This window comes from Streptomyces pactum (genome assembly GCF_002005225.1).
Classification (GTDB): domain Bacteria; phylum Actinomycetota; class Actinomycetes; order Streptomycetales; family Streptomycetaceae; genus Streptomyces; species Streptomyces pactum_A.
In genome coordinates, this window is the sequence record NZ_CP019724.1 from 7,329,231 (window position 1) to 7,354,780 (window position 25,550).

22 protein-coding genes and 3 pseudogenes are annotated in these 25,550 nt (G+C 70.6%); 8 read left to right on the forward strand and 17 right to left on the reverse strand.

Annotated elements, in window-relative coordinates:
* Nucleotides 1-50: 50 nt before the first annotated feature.
* Nucleotides 51-242 carry a hypothetical protein gene (locus B1H29_RS31905; protein WP_055420643.1) on the reverse strand — a complete coding sequence of 64 codons (192 nt, stop codon included), beginning with the start codon at nt 240-242 and terminating at the stop codon, nt 51-53.
* Nucleotides 239-481: a helix-turn-helix domain-containing protein gene (locus B1H29_RS31910; RefSeq protein WP_055420642.1), complete on the reverse strand. Its 243-nt coding sequence runs from the start codon at nt 479-481 to the stop codon at nt 239-241. Before B1H29_RS31910 ends, B1H29_RS31905 begins: the two co-directional genes overlap by 4 nt.
* Before the next feature lie 236 nt (nt 482-717).
* Here B1H29_RS31910 and B1H29_RS31915 point away from each other — a divergent pair, with 236 nt between their 5' ends.
* Nucleotides 718-1,170: a helix-turn-helix domain-containing protein gene (locus B1H29_RS31915; RefSeq protein WP_055420641.1), complete on the forward strand. Its 453-nt coding sequence runs from the start codon at nt 718-720 to the stop codon at nt 1,168-1,170.
* Nucleotides 1,171-1,253: 83 nt separating this feature from the next.
* Nucleotides 1,254-1,736, forward strand: a complete 483-nt coding sequence (locus B1H29_RS31920; protein WP_159027860.1) for a hypothetical protein — start codon at nt 1,254-1,256, stop codon at nt 1,734-1,736.
* Here B1H29_RS31920 and B1H29_RS31925 read toward each other — a convergent pair.
* Together B1H29_RS31925 and B1H29_RS31930 are read right to left on the reverse strand one after the other, a co-directional pair.
* Nucleotides 1,627-3,300, reverse strand: a complete 1,674-nt coding sequence (locus tag B1H29_RS31925; protein ID WP_055420640.1) for a recombinase family protein — start codon at nt 3,298-3,300, stop codon at nt 1,627-1,629. The genes B1H29_RS31920 and B1H29_RS31925 overlap by 110 nt on opposite strands.
* Nucleotides 3,301-3,341: 41 nt before the next feature.
* Nucleotides 3,342-3,605: pseudogene (locus B1H29_RS31930) on the reverse strand (DUF779 domain-containing protein); the annotation flags it as partial.
* Between the two features lie 135 nt (nt 3,606-3,740).
* Here B1H29_RS31930 and B1H29_RS31935 point away from each other — a divergent pair.
* Together B1H29_RS31935 and B1H29_RS31940 are read left to right on the forward strand one after the other, a co-directional pair.
* The gene (locus B1H29_RS31935; protein ID WP_055420639.1) at nt 3,741-4,214 is read left to right on the forward strand and encodes a MarR family winged helix-turn-helix transcriptional regulator; all 474 of its coding nucleotides are present in this window, start codon (nt 3,741-3,743) and stop codon (nt 4,212-4,214) included.
* Nucleotides 4,215-4,388: 174 nt separating this feature from the next.
* Nucleotides 4,389-5,981 carry a DHA2 family efflux MFS transporter permease subunit gene (locus tag B1H29_RS31940; protein WP_055420638.1) on the forward strand — a complete coding sequence of 531 codons (1,593 nt, stop codon included), beginning with the start codon at nt 4,389-4,391 and terminating at the stop codon, nt 5,979-5,981.
* 52 nt (nt 5,982-6,033) lie between these two features.
* Here the strand turns inward: B1H29_RS31940 and B1H29_RS31945 are convergent, their stop codons facing one another.
* The 6 genes and pseudogenes from B1H29_RS31945 to B1H29_RS31970 form a co-directional block, all read right to left on the reverse strand.
* A complete protein-coding gene (locus B1H29_RS31945) occupies nt 6,034-6,426 on the reverse strand; it encodes a luciferase family protein (protein ID WP_055420637.1) in 393 nt (130 codons plus the stop codon).
* 136 nt (nt 6,427-6,562) lie between these two features.
* A complete protein-coding gene (locus B1H29_RS31950) occupies nt 6,563-7,669 on the reverse strand; it encodes a lytic polysaccharide monooxygenase (protein ID WP_055420636.1) in 1,107 nt (368 codons plus the stop codon).
* 157 nt (nt 7,670-7,826) lie between these two features.
* The gene (locus B1H29_RS31955) at nt 7,827-8,972 is read right to left on the reverse strand and encodes a GH12 family glycosyl hydrolase domain-containing protein (protein WP_055420635.1); all 1,146 of its coding nucleotides are present in this window, start codon (nt 8,970-8,972) and stop codon (nt 7,827-7,829) included.
* 222 nt (nt 8,973-9,194) lie between these two features.
* Nucleotides 9,195-10,220: a LacI family DNA-binding transcriptional regulator gene (locus B1H29_RS31960; protein WP_055420634.1), complete on the reverse strand. Its 1,026-nt coding sequence runs from the start codon at nt 10,218-10,220 to the stop codon at nt 9,195-9,197.
* A gap of 537 nt (nt 10,221-10,757) precedes the next feature.
* Nucleotides 10,758-11,183, reverse strand: a pseudogene (locus B1H29_RS40260) (DUF4132 domain-containing protein); the annotation flags it as partial.
* 101 nt (nt 11,184-11,284) lie between these two features.
* Complete coding sequence (locus tag B1H29_RS31970) at nt 11,285-12,475, reverse strand: MerR family transcriptional regulator (RefSeq protein WP_079160570.1); 1,191 nt, start codon at nt 12,473-12,475, stop codon at nt 11,285-11,287.
* 384 nt (nt 12,476-12,859) lie between these two features.
* Here B1H29_RS31970 and B1H29_RS31975 point away from each other — a divergent pair, with 384 nt between their 5' ends.
* Nucleotides 12,860-13,621 (forward strand): YqjF family protein, encoded by a 762-nt coding sequence (locus B1H29_RS31975; protein WP_055420633.1) that lies wholly within the window; start codon nt 12,860-12,862, stop codon nt 13,619-13,621.
* Between the two features lie 34 nt (nt 13,622-13,655).
* The gene (locus tag B1H29_RS31980; RefSeq protein WP_055420922.1) at nt 13,656-14,048 is read left to right on the forward strand and encodes an SgcJ/EcaC family oxidoreductase; all 393 of its coding nucleotides are present in this window, start codon (nt 13,656-13,658) and stop codon (nt 14,046-14,048) included.
* Nucleotides 14,049-14,159: 111 nt separating this feature from the next.
* Here B1H29_RS31980 and B1H29_RS31985 read toward each other — a convergent pair.
* Nucleotides 14,160-14,440 (reverse strand): annotated as a pseudogene (locus B1H29_RS31985) (IS5/IS1182 family transposase); the annotation flags it as partial.
* Between the two features lie 433 nt (nt 14,441-14,873).
* Here B1H29_RS31985 and B1H29_RS31990 point away from each other — a divergent pair.
* Together B1H29_RS31990 and B1H29_RS31995 are read left to right on the forward strand one after the other, a co-directional pair.
* A complete protein-coding gene (locus tag B1H29_RS31990; RefSeq protein WP_079160903.1) occupies nt 14,874-16,166 on the forward strand; it encodes a cation:proton antiporter in 1,293 nt (430 codons plus the stop codon).
* Nucleotides 16,114-16,389 carry a restriction endonuclease gene (locus tag B1H29_RS31995; RefSeq protein ID WP_055420632.1) on the forward strand — a complete coding sequence of 92 codons (276 nt, stop codon included), beginning with the start codon at nt 16,114-16,116 and terminating at the stop codon, nt 16,387-16,389. The genes B1H29_RS31990 and B1H29_RS31995 overlap by 53 nt, the downstream gene beginning before the upstream one ends.
* A gap of 568 nt (nt 16,390-16,957) precedes the next feature.
* Here B1H29_RS31995 and exaC read toward each other — a convergent pair.
* From exaC to xylB, 6 genes are all read right to left on the reverse strand, one after another.
* Nucleotides 16,958-18,481, reverse strand: coding sequence for an acetaldehyde dehydrogenase ExaC (gene exaC, locus B1H29_RS32005; RefSeq protein ID WP_055420631.1), 1,524 nt, complete (start codon nt 18,479-18,481; stop codon nt 16,958-16,960).
* Nucleotides 18,482-18,616: 135 nt separating this feature from the next.
* Entirely contained in the window at nt 18,617-19,921 is a 1,305-nt protein-coding gene (locus B1H29_RS32010) for a GAF domain-containing protein (RefSeq protein WP_055420921.1), read from the reverse strand.
* Between the two features lie 99 nt (nt 19,922-20,020).
* The gene (locus tag B1H29_RS32015; protein ID WP_055420630.1) at nt 20,021-20,626 is read right to left on the reverse strand and encodes an N-acetylmuramoyl-L-alanine amidase; all 606 of its coding nucleotides are present in this window, start codon (nt 20,624-20,626) and stop codon (nt 20,021-20,023) included.
* Between the two features lie 412 nt (nt 20,627-21,038).
* Complete coding sequence (locus tag B1H29_RS32020) at nt 21,039-22,247, reverse strand: ROK family transcriptional regulator (protein ID WP_055420629.1); 1,209 nt, start codon at nt 22,245-22,247, stop codon at nt 21,039-21,041.
* A 23-nt stretch (nt 22,248-22,270) separates the two neighbouring features.
* The gene (locus B1H29_RS32025) at nt 22,271-23,338 is read right to left on the reverse strand and encodes an IS110 family transposase (protein WP_055417183.1); all 1,068 of its coding nucleotides are present in this window, start codon (nt 23,336-23,338) and stop codon (nt 22,271-22,273) included.
* Nucleotides 23,339-23,982: 644 nt separating this feature from the next.
* Nucleotides 23,983-25,428, reverse strand: coding sequence for a xylulokinase (xylB, locus tag B1H29_RS32030; protein ID WP_055420627.1), 1,446 nt, complete (start codon nt 25,426-25,428; stop codon nt 23,983-23,985).
* Nucleotides 25,429-25,550 lie beyond the last annotated feature (122 nt).

A 25,550-nucleotide genomic window follows, 5' to 3' on the forward strand; every position in this document is an offset into this window, starting at 1 on the left:
GTCCGTCCGTGGCCGGGTAAGCAGCGGGCGGGCCTTCGGCGTTGATGGGGTCAGGCGGCCTGAGCAGCCGGCGGGGTTTCCCCCGCGGGCGCGGCTTGCGGCACGAGGCCGGCTGGGCGCGTCATGATCCGGCGGAGCTTCTCCACCAGCTCGTCGGTCGGCTCCGGGGCCTGCGCGACGCGCTCGCGGATTTCTGCCAGGACCTCTTCGCCGAGGAGCGCGTGGCGCTCTTCGCGGGTCATGCGGCGACTCCGGCGGGCTCTTCGTCCTCGTCCTCGACGCGCTGCATGAAGGTGCGAATGTCCAGGTCATATGCCTCGGCGAGGCGAAGCGCCGAGTTCAGGTCAGGTTGTGCGGACCCATCGACGTATCGATAAGCAGACGAGATGCTCACGCCGGCACGCTTCGCGATGGCGTAGGCGGTGCGGTCGCCGCGCTTCTGTGCGGCTTCGAGGATGCGGGCGACGTTGAGTCGGTACACGTGGATGTCCCTCCCTTCGCAGGCAGTGGGATGGTTTCCCTGTCGAGGGAAACTAGACCACACACATTCCCTCTCTGGCAAGGGAATGCGCGAGGGCGGGAAGGGTGAATCTGAAACCGTACGTGCGTTCGATTGATTGGCGACCTGCGTCTATGCAGGTCAGTGGCCGAATCGCCGCTTTCCCGCGATAGGGAAGCGTCGACTATTCCCTCTCCAGGGAAGTAGAGTCTGGGGACATGACGGATGCCCCCACCGGTCGCGAAGAGCGGTTCTTCGCGCTCGTCCTCCCCGCCCTCGAGAGGGCCGGATACACCGCCTACGGCGCGCAGGCCAAGCTCGTGGCCGATACCGGCATGAACAAGACGACGGTCTCTCGTCTCCTCCGTGGCGAGACGATCCCGCACGTCAAGTCTTTCCCCGCCCTGGCCAGAGCCCTCGGGCTGGACCCCGTCGAGCTACTCGTCGCAGCCGAGATCGTGCCTCCCGAGTACCTGGAGTCTCAACAGACACTGTCCGAAACGGATCGGTCACAGGTAGGGTCGGGATCTATCACTCCGGAGGAGGCGGCGGAGCAACTGGGCATCCATGACGACGTAGGCAAGTTCACCTTCTACGCCGTGGTCGACAAGCTCACGAACCGCGACGATGCCGACGATGCCACCCCCGGAGATGCGACAGCACAGGCGTAACCCCGGGAGTGTGCATGGATCTCACGGCTCGCACCAAAGCCGCGGTCGCAACAGCCGTAGGAATCCTCATCGCAGGATTCGCCGTGATCATTCAACACGCCTCGCACAACAACGTGGCAGGCTCCATTGGTGGGGCCTGCCTGGTCATGGTGGGCCTGTCCCTCGTCATTCTGATCCTCGTGCGCATCTGGATCTGCAACACCAACGAGGAACGGCGCATCCTCGCCGCGGCGCAGCGAGAGGCGCAGTCCGAGCGGACTCGCTACATCGCGGCGCAGGCTGCTCACACCAACGAGCTGGGCCGCAACCGGCGGGAGATGGCCGTTGAGCGAGCCCGCCTCGCCGCCACTCTCAGGGCTGAGCGCGCCAAGATGCAGGCGGAGTTCGACAACACGCGCGCCAAGGAACTCAGCGAGGCCTTCCAGACCGGCGCCGAGATGGAACGCGCCGGCGTCTTCAAGAAGCGCCAGCAGCCCGTCCGCGGGAACCTGCTGACGTTCCCGAAGAAGCAGCCCGCGGCCCCGGAAGCGGAGCGGTCGCGGGAGCACGGAGTGGGCGGGCCCTGAACCCCGGCTCGCCCACCCACGACAGGCGAATGCGTCCCGGCTTCAACTTGCGTTCGCCGGGCGTCTTCGCCTTGTACAGGCGCACGGTCACCACGCTCTGGATGACCTCCCGCTTCTGCTCCAGCGTCAGCCCTGGCGCCTCCGGCCGGTTCTCCGACGCCGGACGGCCGTTCCACACGCTCTCCGGGTCCTCGTTCAGCATCCGCAGCAGCAGCGGCGAGGTGCCCGTGGCGCTCTGTAGCTTCTTCCGCTCCGCCTCCAGCCTCGGCTCGACCTGCGCTTCGATCCCCGACAGGGACATGGCCGACAGCTTGAAGCGACCGGTCTTCTCGTCGAAGGTCTGAGCGAGTTTCCGCGCCTCGGCCAGCTGCTCCTCGTAAGAGTTGATCAGCTTTTGTGCGGCGGCCACCGTCTCCTCGACCTTGTCGTCCGCTGGGACGAGGGCGGCGCGGGCCTTCTGCTTGTTTCCGAACCACTCCAGAACCGCCTCTTCTACATAGGCGTTCAAGAGGTGCTCGACGATGGACGTGTCGTACTTCTCCGTGCAGGCCAGCGTCGGGTTCTTCCGCCGGCCGGTCGTCGTCAGGTAGCGCAGCCACGAGTGGTCACCACACTCGCCGCACAGGCCGAGGTACGACATCAGGTGCTGGACCTCGGTGCCGCGGTGCATCGTACGGGTGGGGTCGGTGAGCTTTGCCGTGACACGGAAGAACATGGCCCGGCCCTGGGGCGTCTCCAGCCCTTTGAGCGGGGCCCAGATTGCCTTGATGTACTCGCCTCGATGGAGGCGCTCGCCGAGGTAGGCGCGGTTCAGGACCGTCATGCGGATCAGGTCTTCCGCCCACGGACTTCCGTTCAGCCGTGCAGCGTTCGGGTCCGACTTGAGCCAGCGCTTCACCGAGCCGAGGGTGTGGCCGGCGTCCAGGCGTTGCAGCATCTCCAGCACGTAAGGGCCGCGAGTGTCTTCCTCCTGCCCAGTGCAGCGCTTGCGTCCGTTGACCGTGTCGTACGTCCGCGTGTACCCGTAGATCGCTTTTCCGTGCGGCATGCCTGCCTTGGCCTGCTGGCTGGCCGTTCGCAAGTTCTGGTCTCGCAGGCCTTCGGCTTCGTCCTCGGCATCGACTGCATGCTGGGCGGTGGTCTTGCGGTCGTCGCGGCGGGAGAGATCGTAAACCTGGCCGTTGTAGCAGAGCAGGACGTTGCCGACTATGCACGCTTTCCGTAGCCGGACGTAGGCGTCCAAGTCGCGGTAGTACCTGCTGGCGTTGAAGGCGACGACGATACGGCGGACGCCGGGTGGGGCGGCGCTGCCTGTGATGGCGTCGATGAGGGCCTCGAAATCTTCGCGCCTTCTGTTGGTGTGGCGGCTGGCGGAGATGTCCGTGTCTTTGAACTCGTGGGCGATGCGCCAGTTGTTCTGCCCGCAGAGCGTCCGGCCCGCGGCGAGCTGGTCTTTGACAGAACTGCCGGAGCCGGTGGCATCGTCGCTGTTACGGCCGTAGAGCAGGGCCTCGAAGGCGACGCCGGGAATGACCAAGTGCAGGTACTCGGGCGCGTAGGGCATATGGAGATGCTAGCGAAGTAGAGCCATCAGTAGGTGAGTTTGTGGCTCCACACCTCGTACTGGCTGCGCGACATCCAGAACTCCACCGGCTCACGGACGCCCTCGACGACCAGCTCACCGAGCAGGACGTCCGCGCCGCCGGTGCGGAACTCGCCTGCCGGGTAGCACATGGGGGCGCTGCCGTCGCAGCATCCGCCGGACTGGTGGAACATCAGCGGACCGTGCGCCTCGCGGAGCCGGCGCAGCAGCAGGGCCGCCTCGGGAGTGAGCTCGACGCGGGGCGTCTCCTCGTATGTGTCGCGCATGCCGTGCATGCCACCACGGGAAAGGTTGCGCGACGGTTGCACACCCGGCTTCACCACCGCTACCCGCACTTTCCGGCCTGCCTCCGTGGCCTACCTCTTTTGACATACCTATCTGGTCATATCTATTGTCCTCGGGTGACCGACTCCAGCACCCCTCGCCGGGACATCGACCGTGTGGCCTCCGGGCTCGCGGCATGCCTCCCCGCGCTGCACCGGGCGCTGGACCGACAGGTCGTTGCCCGGTACCCGCACCCCAAGCCCCCCGAGGGCCAGCTCGCGCTGCTGCGGTTCGTCGCCCAGCGCGAGGGCGCCACGGTGCGCGAGGCCGCCGAGGCCCTGCTGATGAAGCCGAACAACGTCAGCGCCCTGGTCTCCCAGCTCACCGAACGGGGCGACCTGGAGCGCAGGCAGGACAGCGCCGACAAGCGGGTCGCCCACCTCCACCTCACGGCGACGTCCCGGAGGCGGCTGTCCGAGGTGCGCGAACTGGAGACCGAGTTCATCCGTCACGCCCTGACCTCCCTCACCGAGGGCCAGCAGGGCGCGCTCGGCTCCGCCCTGGACGCCCTCGACGCGCTGACGCGACACCTCCACCCCGCCGCCCGCTGACCGGGCGGGGCCCGGGCATACCCCGCCGGCCGCGGGCACACCGTCGTGCCCGGGGCCGGCCCGCCGTGCTCCACGGGGCCGCCCCGCCGCGCCGCGGCGGCCCGTACCGCCCCCGCGACGCCCCCGCGATCCCCCTTCCGCACCACCCCTGAACTCGGAAGAGAAGGCTCATCCATGCCGTCCACGTCCGTGGATCACTCCACCGCGCCTACGGCCGCGACCGCCCCACCAGCGGCCGGGCGCCTGCGGTCCAACCCCTGGCTGACCCTTTTCGCCGTCGCGTTCGGACTGTTCATGGTCCAGCTCGACGGCTCCGTGGTCGCCATCGCCAACCCCGCGATCGGCAGTGACCTGCACGCGTCGACCGCCGAGCTGCAGTGGGTGACCAACTCCTACCTGCTCGCGCTCGCCGCCACGCTCATCCTGGGCGGCAAGCTCGGCGACCGGTTCGGCCGGCGCACCTACTACCTCGTGGGCGTCGCCGGCTTCACCCTCGCCTCGGTCGCCATCGGCCTGTCCTCCTCGATCGAGGCAGTGGTCGCCTTCCGTGCCCTCCAGGGCGCCTTCGGCGGCCTGCTGATGCCCAACACCCTCGGCCTGCTGCGCTCCGTCTTCCCGCCGAAGAAGTTCGGCATGGCCGTGGGCATCTGGGCCATGGTCTCCGCCGTCGCGACGGCCCTCGGGCCCATCGTCGGCGGCCTCCTCGTGGAGCACGTCGACTGGGAGTCCGTCTTCTACATCAACGCTCCCATCGGCATCGTGGCCATCGCCTTCGGCGTCCTCGTCCTCCCCGACAGCCGCAACGCCGGGGGCCGGGAACCCTTCGACATCCCCGGCCTGGTCCTGCTCGCCCTCGGCCTGCCGGCCGTGGTCTTCGGCGTCGTCAAGGGCGAGACCTGGGGGTGGACCTCCGCCGGCACGCTGGGGTCCGTCGCCGCCGGGCTCGTACTCCTGCTCGCCTTCGGCTGGTACGAGACCCGCGTCGAGTTCCCGCTGCTGCCGATGCGCCTGTTCCGCAGCCGCGCGCTGACGATCGGCGCGATCATCACCGCGCTCAACTTCTTCGTGCTGCTCGGCGTGATCTTCTTCGTCATGCTGTACCTGCAGAACGTGCGCGGTTTCACGCCGGTCGAGGCCGGTGTGCGGACGCTCCCGCTCAGCCTCGCCTCGCTGGTCGCCTCGCCGCTGGGCGCGGCCCTGACCCAGCGCTTCGGACCCCGGCTGACCATGCCGCTGGGCATGCTCCTCCAGGCCGCCTCCTGCTTCGGCATGCTCACCTGGCAGACCGACTCCTCCTACGCCGCCATGTGGCCGCCGTTCATCGCGCTCGGCCTCGGCGTCGGCATGGTGATGTCCGCCTCCTCGGACGCCATCGTCGGCAACGCCCCGGTCCGGGACGGCGGTGTGGCCGGCGGGCTGCAGGCGACGACCCTGCAGATCGGCGGCGCGCTCGGCACCTCCGTGCTGGTCTCCCTGATCAGCGGCAAGGTCGGCGCCACCCTCACCGGGGAGCTGACCGGTGCGGGTGTCCCCCCGGCCATGGCCCACGGCCTCCAGGAGGCCGAGGACGCCGTGGCGATGGGCGTGGCGCCCGTCTCCGGCGACATGCCGGCCGGCCTGCGGGCCGCCGTGGTGCAGGGCAGCGGGCAGGCGTTCATGAACGGCGTCCACGTGGCCGTGGCCGTCACCGGCGTCCTGTGCGTGCTCGGCGCGGCGCTCGCCGCGGCCGGCATCCGGCGCGGCGCGGAGCAGCCGGCGGATCGCTGACGCCGTGAGCGGCGGTGCCCCCTCCGGCGCGGGGCACCGCCGTCGGCGTACCTCAGCAGATCTCCCCGGCCGTGGAGCGCGGGAGCACCGTGACACGGTGGTGGTTGCACCCCGAGGGCAGGTCCGTCGGGGGACGGTTCTGATGGGCCTTCAGCGCGATGCTCACCAGGCTCAGCAGCAGGTCGACGTCCGCGTCGCAGTCCAGGTGCACGGTCACCCACCGCGAGCCGGGGACCATGCGGATGGCGCTGGAGCCGCCGAGGTCGTACTGGAAACGCTGGATGGCCCGGTGGGTGAGGTGGAGGTCCACGTCCCGGTCCGAGTGGAAGTGGACGATCTCGTCGCGGACGGAGCGCAGAGCCCGTCCGGTTCCGCAACTGGCCGGACCCGAGGCGAGGTCGGGCCAGGCATGCAGCCGCTCGAAGGCGCGCTGAGCCAGATTCATGGCCCCATCGTCGCCCGATCACCGCGCCGCAACCAGAGGTTGAGCGATTTGTAACCGGCACGTGAGGTTTCAGTCCGCGCCGGAGTCCCGGGGGAGGCGCCGCGCGACCGGTCGCGCGGCGCCTCCCCCGGTCGTACTACGGTGCCACGCAGCCGATCGTCCCCACGGGGAAGTCGTTGCCCGTGGACGTGGCGGTGAAGCCGAAGGACACGCTGCCGTCCGGTGGGATGACGCGGTTGTGGTCCACGTTCCGGACCGTGACCGTGCCGTCGGTGCCGCTGGACAGCGAGCCGTTCCACACACCGCCGAGCGTGGTCCCGCTGCCCGGCCGCCACTGCACGGCCCAGCCGTTCAGTGGCTCCGTCCCGTGGTTCATCACCTCGACGGAGCCCTGGAAACCACCGCTCCAGGAGTTCTCCACGTTGTAGACGGCCATGCAGGAACCGGAGTGCGTGGGCGGCGGCGTCGTAGGAGGCTGGGTCGTAGGAGGCGGGGTCGTCGGGGTGCCGCCCGAGTCGCCGATGCCGGTCACCTCGCCGTTGCCGCCGTCGAAGACGATGTCCGAGCAGGAGAAGAAGTTCTCCTGGCTGTCCGAACGCACCCACTGCATGAAGATCAGCGCGTCACCCGAGCGGCCCGACGGCAGCGCCAGATCCCAGTAGTAGTGGCCTCCGTCGGCGCCCGCCGAGCCCTGCTGGGGCGGGTCGGTCACCGTCTGGATCAGCTCCAGGTCGTCCCAGCCCAGTTCGGACGTGGGCGACCAGCCCGGCTTGGTCAGGTAGACCCGGAAGTCACCCGGGTGGGCGGCCCAGTTGCTGTAGTTCACCTGGATCGTCGAACCGGACGTCAGATGCGTCCGGGGCCAGTCGGCGCGGGCGGCGTTATAGGCGGAGAAGTCGTACGGCGACCGGTCGCCGGCGCTGCACAGGGTGCCGTCCGGCACGTAACCGGCGCCGCGTCCGCCCGCGTTGGAGTCGAGCACGGCGAACCAGTTGTACAGCGCCGTCGCGCCGCTCTGGTCGAGGGCGCTCTGACAGGCCGGGTTCGTCGGATCCAGGGCGCCGGTGCCGGTCCTGGCGTCCAACTGGCAGAGATAGGTGCGTGATCCCGGCATCATCGCCACGCCGTGCGCGTCCGCCTTCCCCTGCCCCAGCAGGAAGGTCACGCCGAGGGCGCCGAGCAGGGTGGCCATTACCGCCGCCAGGGAGATGTATCCGGAGATGTGTCTGCTGCGTCGAGCCATAGGGGTCTCCTGTTTCCGGGTGCTGGATCTTCCGATGCCGGGTGCCGGGACCTCCCCTCGCCAGCGATCCGCTCATGACCGTCGGATGGAACCCCCGCCCGTCCGGGGAAGGCGCTTCGACCGGACGGGCGAGGGGGCGGTGGGCGGCGCGTGGCCGCTACGCCGTGGTGCAGGAGGTGCCGTTCAGGGCGAAGCCGTCCGGCTCGGCGAACGCGCCGCCGTGGGTGCCCTGGAAGCCGAACGCCAGGTGGCCGCCCGGTGCGATCCGTGCGTTGTGCCCCAGGCCGGTCGCCGTGACGGCGCCCGTGGACGGGCTGACGGAGGCGTTCCAGGCGTTGGTGACCCGCTGACCGGAGGGCAGGGTGAAGGCGAGCCGCCAGCCGTCGACGGGGGCTGTTCCGGTATTGGTGACGGTGACGTCCGCGGTGAAGCCGTTCTGCCAGACGTTCGTGCCGTACGTCACCTCGCACGCCGCCGGGTCACCGGGGCCTCCCGGGTCCGGATCGGGGGTACCGGGGTCGCCGCCGGTACGGACGGTCGAGGAGAAGGAGTTCACGGCCAGTCCGGCGCCGTTCTGCCACGGCTCGAAGCCGGCCTGGACGCTCGTCAGGTACCAGTCGTCCTCGGCCAGCCCGCGCGCGACGGTCGCCCGGACGAAGTCCATGACGTCGAAGTTCCAGTCGGTGATCGCCGACGGGGCCACGAAGGACAGCACGTCGTTGGCGCCGTTGCTGCCGGTCCACAGCTCCCAGGTGCGCCCGCCCACGGTGGCCGTGCCGACCGGGGACCCGATGGGCTGGATCGGGCCCACCCGGTTGAACCAGATCATGATCTCGGTCCGGTTCACCCCGTCGGTGCGCGGAGTCGGGTCCAGCCAGATGTCGTACGAGGCGTTGTAGACGGCGTCGCCGACATAGCCGTAGGAGATGCCGGAGGGCGCCTCGGAGATGGTGTCGAGGCGGGCGGGCAGGTTGGTGCCCGGCGAACAGGTCGTGTAGTGACAGCCGTTGAAGACCGACGGGTACGACTTCGGCGCCCCGTTGGTCGGCACCGAACCGTCGGCCTGGCTGACCCGGAAGCCGGTCTCGGTGGCGGTGACGCACTGGGTGGCGCTGGAGCCCCAGCGGTTGTTCTGGACGACGTACCGTCCCTGGATCGTCGTCGTTCCGAACGGTTCGCAGATCGTGGTGTCCGCCTGGGCCGGCGCGGCCGCGGTCATGAGCGACGCGACGACCGCGAAGGTCGCGAGCAGTGCGCCCAAGAGGCCTCTCGGGGTGCGGACTTGGGGGCGTAACGGTCGCATGGGGCTCTCCGGGAGGGTGCGGGGGAAGGAGGGGCCGGCGCGGGAGCGCTCCCAACTCCCCACTGATGGGAGCGCTCCCACTTACCGGTTGCCGGTGACTGTAGAAGCGGTTCATGTTCCTGACAAGACTGTGCGTGCGGCTGTTGTCGAAGAAATCTCGAAGCCCCAGGTGGGAGCCGTGACGCCGGGAGCGCTCCCGGCGGGCTCCTGCGGCCGGGTCACTCAGCCGGAGTCCCTGAGTACCAGTTCCGTGCGGAGGATGACGTGCCGCCAGGCGACGGGGGAGTCCTCCATCTCCTCCAGCAGGAGCCGCACCAACGTGCGGCCGATCTCCTCCAACGGCTGCCGGACCGTCGTCAGCGGTGGATCCGTGGGGTGGGCCGGCTGGAAGTCGTCGAAACCGATCACGGCGACGTCCTGCGGCACCCGCCGGCCCGCCGCGCGCAACGCTCTGAGCGCCCCGGCGGCCATGGTGTCCGAGGCGGCGAACACCGCGTCGAGCTCCGGGTGACGGGCGAGCAGATCGGTCGCCGCCCGGTGCCCGCTGTCCTCCGTGAAGTCGCCGCCCTCGACGACCAGCGAGGGCCTGACCTCGACGCCCGCCAGCTCCAGGGCCTCGCGGTATCCGCGCAGCCGGCACTGGGCGACGTACATGTCGGGCGGGCCGCCGATGGCCCCGATCGTGGTCCGACCGCCGTTCAGCAGGTGCGTGACCGCGCCACGCGCGCCGCCGGCGTTGTCGGCGTCGACGTACGTGACACTCTCGTCGCCGGAACGCCGCCCCAGCATGACGGTGGGCAGCCCCGCCTTGGCGAGCATGTCCGGCAGCGGGTCCTCGGCGTGCACGGACATCAGCAGTACGCCGTCGACCCGTCCTCCCCGCGCGTACTCGACGAAGCGCTGCCGCTCGGCGTCCGTACGGACCAGGGTGAGCAGCAGTTGCACCGGGGTGTCCGTGAGGGCGTCGCCGACCGCATGGACGATCTCGGTGAAGAACGGTTCCCCGAACAGCCGCCAGTCCGGCTCCGTCATGACCAACGCGATGGCGTCCGCGCGGTGCCCGGCCAGGGAACGCGCCGCGAGATTCGGCACGTACCCCAGTTCGGCGATGGCCTGCCGCACGGCACGGCGCGTCGAGTCCCGTACGCCGTCCGCGTTGTTGATGACCCGGGAGACGGTGCCCCGCCCCACACCGGCGCGGGCGGCCACCTCCTCCAGCGTCGGCGTACCGGGACGCTGCCTGCTCATGTCCGCCTCCCCCCACGAGATCATCCGATACTACGGCGATCTGCTCGGCTCAGCGGGCAGATCGCGAGGGCGCCCGGGATCGGTGGCGGTCGGCCGGGTTCGGCGGGGCTGGGCGGGCGGGCGGGGTTCGCGGGCTTGGGGGGGGCGGCGGGCTCCTTGTGCGCTCGGTGAGCAGTGCCCAGTGCCCAGTGCTTCGGTGCGCAGTGCGGGTTCGGGTGTTCGGCCCGGCGGGCTGATGGGACTCTCGGGGCGCACAGGACTCTCGGGTTACGGGGCCCACGGGGTTGATCGGGTCGACGGAGTTCAGGGGGCCTGTCGGAGGGCGGAGGGGACTGGGGCGGTGGTGTCCGTGAGGTCCGCGCCCCATGCGGCGGCGCACAGGACGCGGTCCAGTTCCCCGGTGTAGACGGCGGCGGCGAGCCACGCGCGGGCGAAGCGGCCGGTGTCGGCCGGAAGCAGCCGGCCGAACGGGTCGCGTGCGCGGTCCGCCGCGGCGGCGTGCAACTCGGCGAGGAGTTCGCCCGCGGTGGCGAGGCGCTCTTCGAGGAGCACGGGATGCGGAAGACGGACGAGGTCGGGCGCGATGCGGACCGTGTCCCCGTCGAGGTCGACGAGTCCGAGGCCGCGCTCGGGGTCGGCGTCCCGCAGGAACCCCGCGACCTCGCCGTCGGCGCCGGTGACCACGAGATCGCGCAGAGCGGACCGCCAGGCCGGGTCGGGCCACACCCGGGTGAGAACGGCGAGCGGGACGGGAAGCGACCGCACCATCCACTGCTCCACGTCGGTCAGGCACTGGCGTTCGTGCCGCTCCAGCCACTCGGCGAGCTGCCGCAGCCCCACCACGGCGGGATCGTCCGCGAGTTTGGCCGGCACCGACTTGAGCCGTCGTCCGGCGGCGTTGCGGCACACCACCTTCCCGTCGTCCAGGGCGACCTCGTAGTCCCCGGTCGTCACCCACCCCATGAGTGCCTCCCCGCACCGCAGTGATCAACTGCTGGGAACTCTAGGCCAGCCCACTGACAACGCCGCGAATGCCAAGGGACGTCAGGGCACGCGCCCGACCGTCAGTCGTCCAGGCGGACCGGCATCAGCAGTGAGAACGCCGTCTCGTCGTCCGTCCGGCGGATGGCGAGGGGAGCCGTGGGGGCGCCGATTTCCAGGACCAGCCGGTCCCGGCCCCCGGCGGTGAGCGCGTCCAGCAGGTAATCGCGGTTGACGGCGACGTTGTTCGGGCCGTCGTCACCGTCCTCGCAGACGGTCACTGTGCCGTCGGCGATCACCCGGAGCACACTGAGGCCGTGCGACGCACCCTCCTGCTCGCGCACGTCACCGCCGCGCACGTCACCGCCGCGCATCTCACCACCGCGCATCTCACCACCGCGCTGCTCGTCCTCGCGCACTGCGCTCGCGCGGACGGGACCGGTCTCCAGTGCCCTCCGGAAGGCGGGCACGTCGATGAGCGCCCGCCGCCCGGAGGGCAGGTGGACGAGGCGACGGTAGTCGGGGAAGTCGTACGCGAGGTACTGCCCGGCCGCCTGGCGGTCCCCGGCGTCCAGCGTCACCCGGGCACCGTCCACGATGAAGCCGACGGCCTCGTCGCCGCTCAGCAGGGCGCGCATCGCGTCGGTGAGCGGGGCGGGCACGATGGCCTGCACCCGCGGCCCGTCGTGTCCGGCGGCGGACGTGCGCGCGACGGCCATCCGGTACCGGTCGGTCGCCACGAGACGGAGCGCGTCGCCCTCCACGTCGAACAGGACTCCGCCGAGCATCGGCAGATCGGGGTCGGTGCCGACCGCGAAACGGACCGCGTCCAGCGCGGCGGCCAACTCGGGCGCCGGGACGGACAGTCGGACGGCGGTGGCGGTGGCGGTGGCGGTGGCGGTGGCGGTGGCGGTGGATGAAACAGCCATGGCGTTCTCCCTGTGGTCGAGTGTCGCTCGGAGTGTGGAGAACTCTCTGCGGGCATCGGACAGCCCCAGTTCGAGACGGCGCAGGTGCGCCTGGAGAAGCCCGCGCACCAGGTCCGTCTCCGCACTGGACCAGCCGGCCAGCACCAGCCGGATGTCCGCCAACGGCATGCCGGCCCGTCGCAGCCTGGCCAGCAGCCGGGCCTCGTCGAGCTGCTCGGGGGCGTACCAGCGGTAGCCGCTCACCGGATCCACCCAGGCGGGGACGAGTACACCGGCACGGTCGTAGAACCGCAGGGCACTCACGCCCAGTCCGCTGTCGCGGGCCATCTCCCCAATGCTGCGCATCTCGCTCTCCACGTCCGCAACCCTGAGCCCTTGACCAGGTCGAGGGTCAATCCGACGTCGCCGCGCAGGGCCTCGGCCGCAGGGCACCGTCCTGCGCCGCAGCGGCCCGTGCCGTGCGCGCGTCCGCACACCGCCGGCGCACGCCAGCGCCGGACCCCGTCGCCGTACCCAGCCACCACACACCACCGGCACGCACAGCCACCACACACCACCGGCGCACGCCAGCGCCGGACCCCGTCGCCGTACCCAGCCACCACACACCACCGGCACGCACAGCCACCACACACCGCCGGCGCACGCCACCGTCGTAGCCCGGTCTACCCATGTCCGCGCCCGTGATCCACCTCGCACCGGCGTGCCCCGCCCCTCTGCCATTGTTGCGTCGTGCAGAAGCCCACCGTCGTAACTCCCGACGCGCCCGCAGCGATACCGATGCCGCTCCTCACCCAGGAGTGGCTCGATCTCGCCTTCGTCCACTGGGCCGTCGAGCCGGCCGCCGTGGCGGGGCTCATGCCGCGAGGCACCGTTCCCGACACGCACGACGGGCTCACGTACGCCGGGCTTGTCGCCTTTCGGATGCACCGGGTCGGGTGGTTCGGGTTGCCCGGCGTGCCGTACTTCGGCTCGTTCCCGGAGACCAACGTGCGCCTGTACTCGGTGGACGCGCACGGGCGGCGCGGTGTGGTGTTCCGGTCGATGGACGCCCCGCGGCTGATACCGGTGGTGATGGGCCGCGTCGGCTTCCGGCTGCCCTATCTGTGGTCCCGGATGACTGTCCGCTCCGTCGGCGACACCGTCACCTACACCAGTTCCCGCCGCTGGCCCGGCCCGCGTGGCGCGTACAGCCGTATCACCGTACGGACCGGCGAGCGCGTCCGCGAGCCCACCGAGCTGGAGCACTTCCTCACCGCCCGCTGGGGCATGCACAACGTGTTCTTCGGCGGGGCGGCGTACCTGCCCAACCACCATCCCCGCTGGCCCCTGTACCGCGCCGAACTCGTCACCTGCGAAGAGGACCTGGTCGCGGGGGCCGGGATCCCGGCCCCCGCCGAGGCCCCGGTCAGCGTCCTGTACTCACCGGGCGTCCCGGTTCGCCTCGGCCGCCCCGCCCGCACCGCCCGGGGCTCCGTCAGCCCCGGCCCTTGACCTCAAGTGTGCTCGAGGTCCGAGAGTGGCCACCATGAACACCGACGCGGCAGACATCAAGGCCATCGAGCAGGTCGTGGCCACCGTCGAGCGCACCCAGCGTGCCAAGGACGCCGAGGGTTTCCTGGCCCTCTTCCACCCCGACGCACTCTGGACCACGGGCCACGGCAAGGTCCTGCTGGGATTCGACGCGATCGCCGAGTTCACCCGTGCCGTGCTGCCCGGCGCCGTCTGGGACGGTGACGTCACCTACGAGGCGGTGCACATCCAGTTTCTGCGGCCCGACGTGGCGGCCGTCAAGGTCAGGCAGGTCTACCACTCGGCCGAGGGCGACACGGAGGGCGCCCCGCTGTGCGTCATGACCAGGCAGGACGACGGGAGGTGGCTGTTGCACGCCTGCCAGAACACCGAAGTCCAGACCGGCTAGGGACTGGCGCCGACGGGCACCGAGGCGCGCATCGTCCCCGCGTCGCCACGCAGCGTGGGTGCCCGACTGCCCCGGGTCACCTTGGAGCTGCGCGGCGACCGGCTCACGCCGCGTGCCTGCGAGCGGGATGCCCTGGCCGTCGACGATGAGGTGGTGCTTGCTGCCCGGCCGTGCGCGGTCGACCGGGCTGGGCCCGCTTGCGGGCCCCGTCGGGCGGCCCGCACGTGCGAGGAGTCGATCACCGCCCGTTCCCAGTCGAGCTGGTCCTTCGACCGCAGCTCGTTCAGCAGATGGTGGGGACGGTCCCAGACGCCGGCCTCGTTCCAGGCCGCCAGGCGCCTCCAGCAGGTCATGCCCGAGCCGAAGCCGAGTTCCTGCGGCAGGTACTCCCACTTGTCGGAGCCAGTAGACCTTGCCGGCCGTCAGACCGTCGGGCTCCTTGCGCGTTTACCCGCGCCGGTTGCGGGGACACGGATCTTCTCCAGGACCGGCGGCTCGGACTGCGTGCACTTGGCCCGCTGTCCACCCGTCAGGACCTGGGACAGGGGGCGGCAGCGGCCGTCCGCGCTCAGGTGGGCAGGCGGGGCCTTCACCACATGTGAAGGCCCCGGGCTTTGTGCGCTATTACTCGGCCGTGGTGCCAGGACGGGCGCGGGCACTGCATGCTCGCGCGCTGTGCCGGAGCACGGCAGTCTTCGGCGGCCGTCGCTGCCCGTCAGGCACCTGCCAGGGAGTCGTAAGAAGCGTGTAAAGTCCGTCGCGGAGTGCCGGGAAGTCTGGTCGGCGGCAGGGAATATCTGTCTTCGTCGATCGGGGTTGGTCTTCATGGTGCTCGTCGCGGTTTTCGGCGCCGCTCTGCTCATCGCGGTTCTGCTCTCCGGACTCGCGGCCCGGACCGTACTGTCCACCTCCTTCCTCTTCCTGGTCGGCGGCGCGCTCGTCAGCGACGGCTTCCTCGGGCTGATCCACATCACCCCGGACAGCGACATCGTCGCGGTCACCGCCGATCTGGCGCTGTTCGCGGTGCTGTTCACCGACGGCATGCACGTGTCCTTCCCGAAGCTCAGGGAGAACTGGAAGAACCCGGCCCGCGCCCTTGGTCTCGGCATGCCCCTCGCCTTCGTCGGCATGGCTCTGATCACCCACTACCTGGTCGGACTGGACTGGACGACCTCCTTCCTAGTGGGCGCCGTCCTGGCCCCCACAGACCCGGTGTTCGCGTCAGCGATCGTGGGACGCAAGGAAGTACCGCCCAAGCTGCGGCAGTTGTTGAACGTGGAGAGTGGTATCAACGACGGGCTCGCCCTGCCGGTGGTACTCATCCTCATCGCCGCCGCCGGACCGACCGGCGGCCACGCGGAGGCATCCTTCGGGATGATCGCCCTGGAGCTCGGGCTGGGGCTCGCCTTCGGTGTGGTGCTGCCGCTCCTGGTCAACGGACTCGTACGGTTCCGGCTGTTGGGAGCAGAGCCCAAGCTGCAGCCACTACTGCCACTGGCCACCGGGATCACCCTGTACGCAGCGTGCCATCTGACCCATGCGAATCCGTACCTGGCTGCCTTCTCCGCAGGCGCCGTTCTCACCGCCGTGTCGCCCGAGGCGAAGACGGCCTTCGAACCGCTGGGTGAGGCGCTCGCGGAACTGGCGAAGTTCGCCGCACTGCTGGTCTTCGGAGCACTGCTGACGCCCCAGCTCTTCGCCGACCTGTCCTGGACCGGCTACGTGGCCGTACTCCTGACGATCCTGCTGGTGCGCCCGGCATCGATGCTGATCTCTCTCGCGGGCACGCAGTTCGACCGACGGGAGAAGCTGGTGGCCGCGTGGTTCGGCCCCAAGGGTTTCGCGTCGGTGGTCTACGGCCTTCTCGTGCTGCAGGCCGGCATCCCCCAGGGGGAGCAGGCGTACACGCTCATCGCCGTCTGCATCGCCTTCTCGATCATCGCTCACAGCAGCACCGACGTGCCCATCGCGAGGCTTTTCGACGTCGAGGACCTGACCGGCATTCCCGAGTCGGCGAGCAGCGCGCAGACGCGGGTCGCGAGCGAGGAGGACGGACGGCCGGAGCATGGTGATCCAGTGCAAACGGCACGCGCCGACCAGCGCGATCGCGAGCCGTGAGCTGCGCGATCTGCTGGGAGCCCGGGTGCATTTCGGCGCTGACCTGGCCGTGTTCGTGACGACCACGCGGTTCAGCCGCCCGTCCGAGGAGTTCGCGTTGCGGCACGGGATTCTCGCCGTACATCGTGATCACCTGGGAGTGTGGAACGGGGGAGCCTCCTTGATGTCACTCGCCGATTTGAACGGTGCCGGCCAGGGCGATACCCGGCATCGGACACGCTGAGAGCAGGTGTACAGCGAGTAACCTCCTGCATCAGGGCAGGGAGGCGGGACCACTCCCGGTTCAGCTCCCACTCGTGTAGTACGGCCCTCCAAGCCGCCCAGCCTGCGCTGGCTGGCAACTACTCCACGAGTCCGAAGCCGTCCGGGAACGCCTCCAGAAAGTCACGGCGGCTGGGATCGGTCTCGGCCTCGGTCATCGCCGTCGACTGCGCGGCGACCGGCGTGACCACCGTGCCGGTACGTCGATGCGGGCCCTGGAGCGCAAGTTCGGCGTGACGTCCCAGACGGTGCTGAGGGCGGTGAACTCCGCCTGGCCGGAACCGCGGAAGAGGCTCGGCCACGCTCGTCAACCGGAGCGGTACCGCCTCCCTGAGGCCGTGACGGGAACGACGGCAGCAACGGAGCTACAACGACCAGAGTTCGTCAGGGACCAGCCGCTGGGACAGACCAGCACCCATGACACCGCATCATGCCGCATCCGTCTGGCCCACGTGAGACACGCTCTCAGATGCACGCCGACAAGGACGCCTGCCGGGCATCTGCCCTGGTCAGGCGCCCTCCTCCTGGGTCTAGAAGAAGCCCAGCTTCTTCGGCGAGTACGACACCAGGAGATTCTTCGTCTGCTGGTAGTGATCCAGCATCATCTTGTGGTTCTCCCGGCCGATCCCCGACTGCTTGTAGCCGCCGAAGGCGGCATGCGCCGGGTAGGCGTGATAGCAGTTCGTCCAGACACGGCCCGCCTGGATCGCGCGGCCCGCGCGGTAGGCGGTGTTCATGTCGCGGGTCCAGACCCCGGCACCGAGGCCGTACAGGGTGTCGTTGGCGGTCTTGATCGCGTCGTCGAAGTCGTTGAACGGTGTGACCGACACGACCGGGCCGAAGATCTCCTCCTGGAAGATCCGCATACGGTTGTGGCCCTCGAAGATCGTCGGCTGGACGTAGTAGCCGCCCTTCAACTCACCGTCGTGCTCGATGCGTTCGCCGCCGGTGAGCACCTTGGCGCCCTCCTGTCGGCCGATGTCCAGGTAGGAGAGAATCTTCTCAAGCTGGTCGTTGGAAGCCTGCGCACCGATCATCGTGTCGGTGTCCAGAGGGTGGCCCGGCTTGATCAGCTCGGTGCGGGCGACGGCGGCCTCCATGAACTCGGCGTAGGTGCCACGCTGGACCAGCGCCCGGGATGGGCAGGTGCACACCTCGCCCTGGTTGAGCGCGAACATGGTGAAGCCCTCGAGAGCCTTGTCGCGGAAGTCGTCGTCCTGGGACCAGACGTCGTCGAAGAAGATGTTCGGTGACTTGCCGCCCAGTTCCAGCGTGACCGGCTTGATGTTCTCCGAGGCGTACTGCATGATCAGCCGCCCGGTTGTGGTCTCCCCGGTGAACGCCACCTTGGCCACGCGCGGGCTGGAGGCAAGCGGCTTTCCCGCCTCCGCGCCGAAGCCGTTGACGACGTTGAGGACGCCGGGCGGCAGCAGGTCCGCGACCAGGCTCAGCCAGTAGTGGATCGACGCAGGGGTCTGCTCGGCGGGCTTCAGGACCACCGCGTTGCCGGCGGCGAGCGCGGGGGCGAGCTTCCACGTCGCCATCAGGATCGGGAAGTTCCACGGGATGATCTGGGCGACGACACCCAGCGGCTCGTGGAAGTGGTACGCCACGGTGTCGTCGTCGACCTCGCCCAGCGAGCCCTCCTGCGCGCGGATGGCGCCCGCGAAGTAGCGGAAGTGGTCGATGGCGAGGGGGATGTCGGCCGCCAGCGTCTCGCGCACCGGCTTTCCGTTCTCCCAGCTCTCGGCGACGGCCAGCCGCTCCAGGTTCGCCTCCATGCGGTCGGCGATCTTCAGCAGGATGTCGGAACGCGCGGTCACCGAGGTGTGGCCCCAGCCAGGGGCGGCCTCGTGCGCGGCGTCGAGCGCCCGCTCCACGTCCTCCGCCGTACCGCGCGCGACCTCCGTGAACGGCTGCCCGTTCACCGGTGACGGGTTCTCGAAATACCGCCCGCGCATCGGCGGCACGTACTCGCCGCCGATGAAGTGGTCGTAACGCGACTGATAGGAGACGATCGCGCCCTCGGTGCCGGGCGCCGCGTAACGGGTCATCCTGTCTGCCTCCCTCATCGAGCGCTGCCCGCCGTTGGGCAGCTCCGCGCGTGACGCTAGGGAGCGGGACGTTGCAGAGACGTTGCGCTCGGGGGGCCGAAGCCCGGCTCCGAGCTGCCACGCATGGGCGGGCGGTCACCACGCGTTCGATGCCGCCAGTTCGGCCTCCAGCGCCGCGAGCCGGGACCGGACCGCCGCCGTGGGCCGGACCGCGGCCAGTGCACGCCACACGTCCAGATCGTCCTCGCCCCACGGCGCGTGCACCCAGTCGGCCAGCAGATCGGGATCGCGACACGAGATCAGCGCGGCGCGCACCTCGTCGGCGAGCCGGCGCCTGAGACGTACCACCGCCGGAGCCTGGGAGCCGGGCAGCAGCGGACCGGCGTACGCCGTCGCGGCCGCTGTGACCGCACCGGCCCGCAGACGGCGCTCGACAACGGTGGCGTCGGACTCGACGGGCATCGCGAGCCGGTACGGCCGGGACACCAGTCGGCCGGGTCCCAGGACTCCGCGCAACCGGGCCAGTTCGGCACGCAGGGTCACCGGGGGCACCGTCTCGTCCTCGTACAGCGCGCAGAGCAGCTCGTCGCCGGTCAGTCCTTCCGGATGGTGGGCGAGCAGCAAGACGATCTCGCTGTGCCGCCGACTCAACCGGACTCTGCGGCCGTCCGCGCTCAGCAGCGCCTCGTCCCGTCCCAACGCGGTCAGCTCGGCCGACTCGGTCGGTGGCCGCTCCGGGGCGAGCAGCGCTAGTTGTGACTCGGCCGCACGCGCGACCGCCTGGACGAACCCCAGACTGTGCGGATGCGCCAGTCCGTCCCCACCGGTGATGTCCACGGCGCCCAGCACTCGCCCGGTGCGGGGATCGTGCACCGGAGCCGCCGCACAGGTCCACGGTTGGACTCGCCGTATGAAGTGCTCCGCCGCGAAGACCTGGACCGGCCGGCCGACGGCCACCGCAGTGCCCGGGGCGTTCGTCCCGACCGCGGACTCCGCCCACCTGGCGCCCGGCACGAAGTTCATCCGCCCCGCCCGGCGCCGGGTGGCCGGATGCCCCTCGACCCACAGCAGTCTGCCGTGCGCGTCGCACACCGCGAGCAGATGCTCGCCGTCGGCGGCGAAGGTGCCCAGGAGTTCCCGGACCAGCGGCATCACCCGCGCCAGCGGATGCTCGGCCCGGTAGGCGCCGAGGTCACCGTCCATGAGCTCCACACTCGCCGTGCCGTCCGGGCCGACTCCCGCCCGGACCGACCGCCGCCACGACTCCGCCACCACGGCGCGTACGGGCCGCGGCACCGTCCCCGCCTCGGTGAACGTCTCGTGCGCCCGGCGCAGCGTCCGGGCACGCTCGACAGGGTCGGCCCCCGGTTCCAGAGCCAGCCATGAATCAGTCGACGAATCAGTCAACTCGGCCTCCCCCGGACGGTGCTGGACCTTCATGCCGACGACGAAGCGTTCGCGGACATCGTCACTCCGCGGATACGCGCGGACAACCACTTCGACCGGCCGGATCACCGGGATGTGGCGGCCCGCTGCGAGTCAGGCGAAGTTGACCAGTCTGATGTAGCGGGTCCAGTCCCACAGGGGCCCCGGGTCCGTGTGATCACTGCCCGGTACCTCATGGTGCGCGATGATGTGCGCGCGGTCCTTGGGGATGCCGTATCTGGTGCAGATCGCCGCGGTGAGCCGGGCCGACCGTTCGTACAGGGCGTTGGTGAAGTACTCGGGCCGGTCCACCCACCCCTCGTGTTCGATGCCGATGCTGCGGGTGTTGTAGTCCCAGTTTCCCGCGTGCCAGGCGATGTCCGCCTCGCTGACGCACTGTGCCAGGTGCCCGTCGGAGGACCGGACGACGTAGTGCGCGGACACCTGCTTCTCGGGGTTGCGGAAGATGTCGAGGGTGTCGGCGTACGTCTCCTGCGTGACGTGGATGACCACGTAGTCGACGGGATAGGCGGTGGGGCGGCTGGACCGGGTGTAGTTGGACGTGCTCGCCGGCTGCCACTCGGCGGAGGGGTCGTCGACGGTCTGGGGCCGTGCGGCGGCCCGCTTGCCGGAGAGCAGGGCATACGGGACGGTGGCGAGCGCGGCGCCCATCAGGAGCCGCCGCCTGGTCGGAACCGGTGCTGTCCTCTCCCTTTCCATGGAACTGCCTTTCGTCGATGGGGCCCTCGGGCCCCTGTTCGTGGGGGGGCTTGGCTGTGCGACGTGGCTGAGAAGGGAACGCTGACGGATGCTGACGGGGACTTCTGCCGCCGTGTGCCGAGGTGCGTCCACGCGAATCACCGTACGGCCAGCGGGGATTGCGCAGAAGGGCGCCGCGCCGTTCCGTGGACAGCCCCGCCCGTGTGGACAACGCGCTCACTCGAATGAGTGATGGGGAGGTAACGAGGACAACGGAGCGCTTCTCGGCTAGGGGCGGTGCCGCCACAGCCCCACGGTCGTATTTCCTGTCGCTGTCGCTGTCGCTGTCGCTGTCGCTGTCGCTGTCGCTGCCTGTGCCTATGCCGGTGCCGGCGCCCATAATGTCCGCGCCGCGTCCGTCACCGGATCGGGTTCAGGCCCGTTCCGCCACCACCGCCGGGTCGTCCAGAACGGCACGGACCACCGAGTGTGCCGCGCCGAGCAGTGGCCCCTGCGGGCCCAGCGCCGACACCGAGACCGGGCAGGCCGGACCTGCCGTGCGCCGGGCCAGTTCGTCCCGCAGCGACGGCAGCAGCCAGGGCGCGAGTGCGGCCAGCGCGCCGCCCAGCACCACACTCTCGGGGTCCAGCAGGTTGACCGCCCCGGTCAACGCGATGCCGAGCGCGGTGCCCGCCTCGCGCAGGGCACGCCGTACGGACTCGTCGCCCTCCGCGGCACGCCCCGCGAGGAGTCCGACGCGATCCTCGCCCGCCTCCACGCCGGCCGCGCGCAGTACCGCCTTCTCGCCGGCGTACTGCTCCAGGCATCCCCGCCCGCCGCAGGCACACTCCAGCCCGTCCGGGCGGACCGGCACATGGCCCAGCTCGCCGGCGAATCCGCGGGTACCGCGAAGCAGTCGCCCGTCGACGACCACGGCCGCGCCGATGCCGATCTCGGCCGAGACGTGCAGGAAGTCGCGTGGGATGCCGTCGCCCAGCCAGAGCTCGGCGAGTGCGCCGAAGTTGGCCTCGTTGTCCACGGTCAGCGGCAGGTCCCCGGGCAGCAGCGCGCCGAGGTCCGCGTCGTGCCAGTCGAGGTTGGGAGCGCGTACGACGGTCCTGGCGTCCCGGGCCACGAGACCCGGCACGGCCACCGCGAGCCCGGCCGGCCACAACCCCTCGGCCTCCGCCTCCGAGACGACCCGCCGCACCAGGCCGGTGAGCTGCTCGAGTACCGGCGCCGGCGAGCGGCCCCTGTTGCTGCCGTACCGCACGACACGCGACCGTACCCGGCCGCGCAGGTCGACCGCGCACACCGCGAGGTGGTCGACGCCGACCTCCGCTCCGATACCGGCCGGGCCGCGAGCGCTGACGGCCAGCGCCGACCCGGGCCGCCCCACCCGGCCGGGCCGCTCGGGGCCCAACTCCTCCAGCAGGCCCGAGCGGATGAGCTCGTCCACGAGGGTCGACACCGCCGCACGTGTCAGGCCGATCCGTGAGGCGACGGCGGCCCGGGACAACGGGCCGTCGGCACTGACGGTGTGCATCACCCGGGCGAGGTTGCGGCGGCGCATCCCCTGCTGGGTGTCCGGCAGTGCGCGCCCGGGGCGGGCCGGGTGTGTTTCGTGCGGCGGTGCGGTCATGCCTCCGAAGCTCCTATAGATCGTCAAGCGGCTTGGGCGAGTTGTTCAGTGGTGATCTGAGGACGGGGCAGGTGACGGTAGACCTCGCGAGCGACGAACCGTTTCAGGCAGCGGACGATGTCCTTCTTCGTCATGCCTTCGGTGGTGCGTCTGGCGACGTAGTCGCGGGTGCGTTGGTCGTAGCGCATACGGACCAGCACGATGGTGTGGAGAGCCCGGTTGGCCTGCCGGTCGCCTCCGCGGTTGAGCCGGTGCCGGTGTGTCCGGCCCGATGATGCCGGGATTGGAGAGGCTGCGCATAGGTGCGCGAAGGAGGCTTCCGAGCGGAGGCGGTCGGGGTTGTCGCCCGCGGTGGTCAGCAACTGGCCCGCAGTCTCGGGGCCGACGCCAGGCAGGGCGACCAGCCGGGGTGCGGCCCGGGTGACCAGCGGGCCCAAATCGGCGTCGGCGTCGGCGATCTCCTCGCAGAGCCGCTGGTAGCGGCGGGCGAGCCTGCGCAGTGTGACCCTGGCCGCGTGCTCCGGATCGGAGAGGTCACCGACGGGACGGGACCGGGCGAGAGTGCCGATCAGCTCGCTGGTGGTCAGAGCCCGCAGCTTCTCCCGGACCACCGCGGGTGCCGTCACGATGAGATTGCGGATCTGATTGATGGTCTGGGTGCGGGCCTTGACCGCCGAGCTGCGGGCCACGCGCAGGGTACGGATGGCCTCCACGATCCCGTTGCGGGTCTTCGGCGTGCCCGAGGCCCGGCCGGACAGCACGGCGGTCGCAGCGGCGTAGGCGTCGACCGGGTCGGACTTGCCGTTGTCCCGACGGACCTTGCGGTCAGGGCGGTCGACCTCCACGACGGTGATGCCGTTGGCGGTCAGGAAACGGGCGATCTCGGCGCCGTAGGCGCCCGTGCCCTCCAGGCCCACCGCCAGCAGTTCGCCATGCGGGCGCAGCCAGTCCAGCAACTGCTGGTAGCCGTCCGGGGTGGTGGGAAACGCCTCGGTGGCCAGGTGCCGGCCGACCGTGTCGATCACTGCGGCCTGGTGGACGTCGGTGTGGGTATCGATGCCGCCGATGACCGCTATCTCGTCTGCTGCCATGCTGGAGCCTGGTGTCCTTCCGTACGACGCGTACACGAGGGCACGTGCCGGTCGGGCAGACGGACAAGACAGTGATGGGACCTTTGGCCGGGCTCCTATGAAGTCACAGATGCCTGACCGGCCACGCGCGCTGTGGTCCCGCCCGGACGGCCGACAAATCGAGAGAAGGACAGCCGTAGCGCCAGTCAGTCCTTGAGTCAGACCCCCGGGCGGAGCCACAGCAATCATCACTGTCAGTCCTCGGTCGCTCTTCGGTCGGTCCGGTCCTCGCCCAGGTGAGCGGTGGGCGGCGTCGGAGAACGCCTCCGAAGGTGCTCCCGGAGACAGCACCGGGGCGCCCGTGGGCGACGGCCGTCGCAGACCCGCCTCGGGACGCCCTCCGACGATGGCTTCACAACGCCCTCCGACGGTGGCTGTCGAGTCGAAGTCCCACGGACACTCCTCCCGTCGGCGGACGCCGGTCACGTTCCACCGGGATCCCCTTCTGCGGCGAGCGTCGTCGCGGCCCATGGCCAGGCCCTGCGACGGTGTGCGTCGGACGAGGTCCACGCCGACGCGCCGCCGCCGACGTCACGCGCCGACGGCGTACCGGGGGAACGGCCCGTGACGGTACCTGTCGTTGACGTCGCCGCGGGAACGCGTCCTCAGAGCGAGTCAGTGTTCCGCTCCAGCAGCGGTGCCGCATCGGAGAGTACCCCGGTGATCCGGGTCAGCGTCGCCTCGTCCCGTTCCACGGCGTCGAGCACCGGTCCGGCGGCCGTGTTCCAGCGCCGGGCGACCGCTGCCGCGTCCTCGCCGGTCAGCAGGCCGGCGGCCTGTGCCGCGGCGCCGAGTGCGACCAGTTCCTTGGCCTCGGGGATCTGGACAGGACGTCCCGACAACCGCCGTACGGTCTGCTGCCAGGCGTTCCCGCGCGCCCCGCCGCCGATCAGCAGCAGCGGCGCGGCGGGGTCCGCGTCGGTGTCCAGGACCAGATCCAGCGCGCCGAGCAGCGAGTGCACGGCGCCGTCGTACGCGGCCTGGAGTACCTGACCGGCGGTCGTGTCGTGGCGCAGCCCGTGCAGGAGGCCGGAGGAGTGCGGCAGGTTCGGTGTGCGCTCGCCGTCCAGGTAGGGCAGGAGCGTGACGTCGGTGCCGGGTTCGACGGCTTCCCGGTCCAGGCCCAGCAGGGCCGCGACCCGGTCGACGGCGAGGGTGCAGTTGAGGGTGCAGGCCAGTGGCAGCCAGTCGCCGCGTGCGTCGGCGAAGCCCGCCACCGTGCCGGTCGGGTCGGCGGGCCGTCGGCGTGACACGGCGTACACGGTGCCGGACGTCCCGAGGCTCATCACGGGTACGCCGGGACGCAGCCCGAGGCCCAGCGCGGCGGCCGCGTTGTCGCCGGTGCCGGCGGCGACCAGGGTGCCCTTGGAGAACGGCAGCCCGTGACCGTCGCGCACGGTGCCGGCCACCTCGCCGGGCCGGACCACTCGGGGCAGCAATGCCGGATCCAGTCCCACGCGCGCGAGGACATCCTCGTCGTACGACTCGGTGCCGGACGCCCACCAGCCGGTGCCGGACGCGTCGCCGCGGTCGGTGGTCCCCTCACCGGTGAGGCGTTCGGTGAGGTAGTCGTGGGGAAGGCGTACGGCCTTCGCCGCGCGCGCCGCGTCCGGCTCGTGCTCGGCCAGCCAGGCCCACTTGGTGACCGTGAAGGAGGCACTGGGCACGCTGCCCGTGCGCTCCGCCCACGACTTGGGGCCGCCCAGCTCCTCGATCAGGCGGCGGGCCTGCGGGGCCGAGCGCACGTCGTTCCACAGCAGGGCCGGGCGCACCGGGTCGCCCTGGGCGTCCAGCGTGACGAGACCGTGCTGCTGCCCGCCGACGGACACCGCGGCGGCCTCCCGCGCGGCGTCACCGCACTGGTGCAGGGCCTCGCGGAGCGCGTCCCACCACTGGCGTGGGTCGCTCTCACGGCCGGGCCCGGAGGACACGGTGTGGGGGGCCTGGCCGCTCGCGACGACCTGGCCGGTGGCGGCGTCGACGACCAGCGCCTTGGTGGACTGGGTGGACGTGTCCACGCCGACGACGAGCGGACCCTCGGCTGCTGACATCGGGCTTCTCCCTCTTCCGCGGCTCTGCGGGATCTGACTGGACTGCCTGGACGAGACCTGCGCTGAACAGGGGTTTCGTGGTTCCTCCGGTCCTCGCGGCCCGGACGTCACTCCTTCGGGGA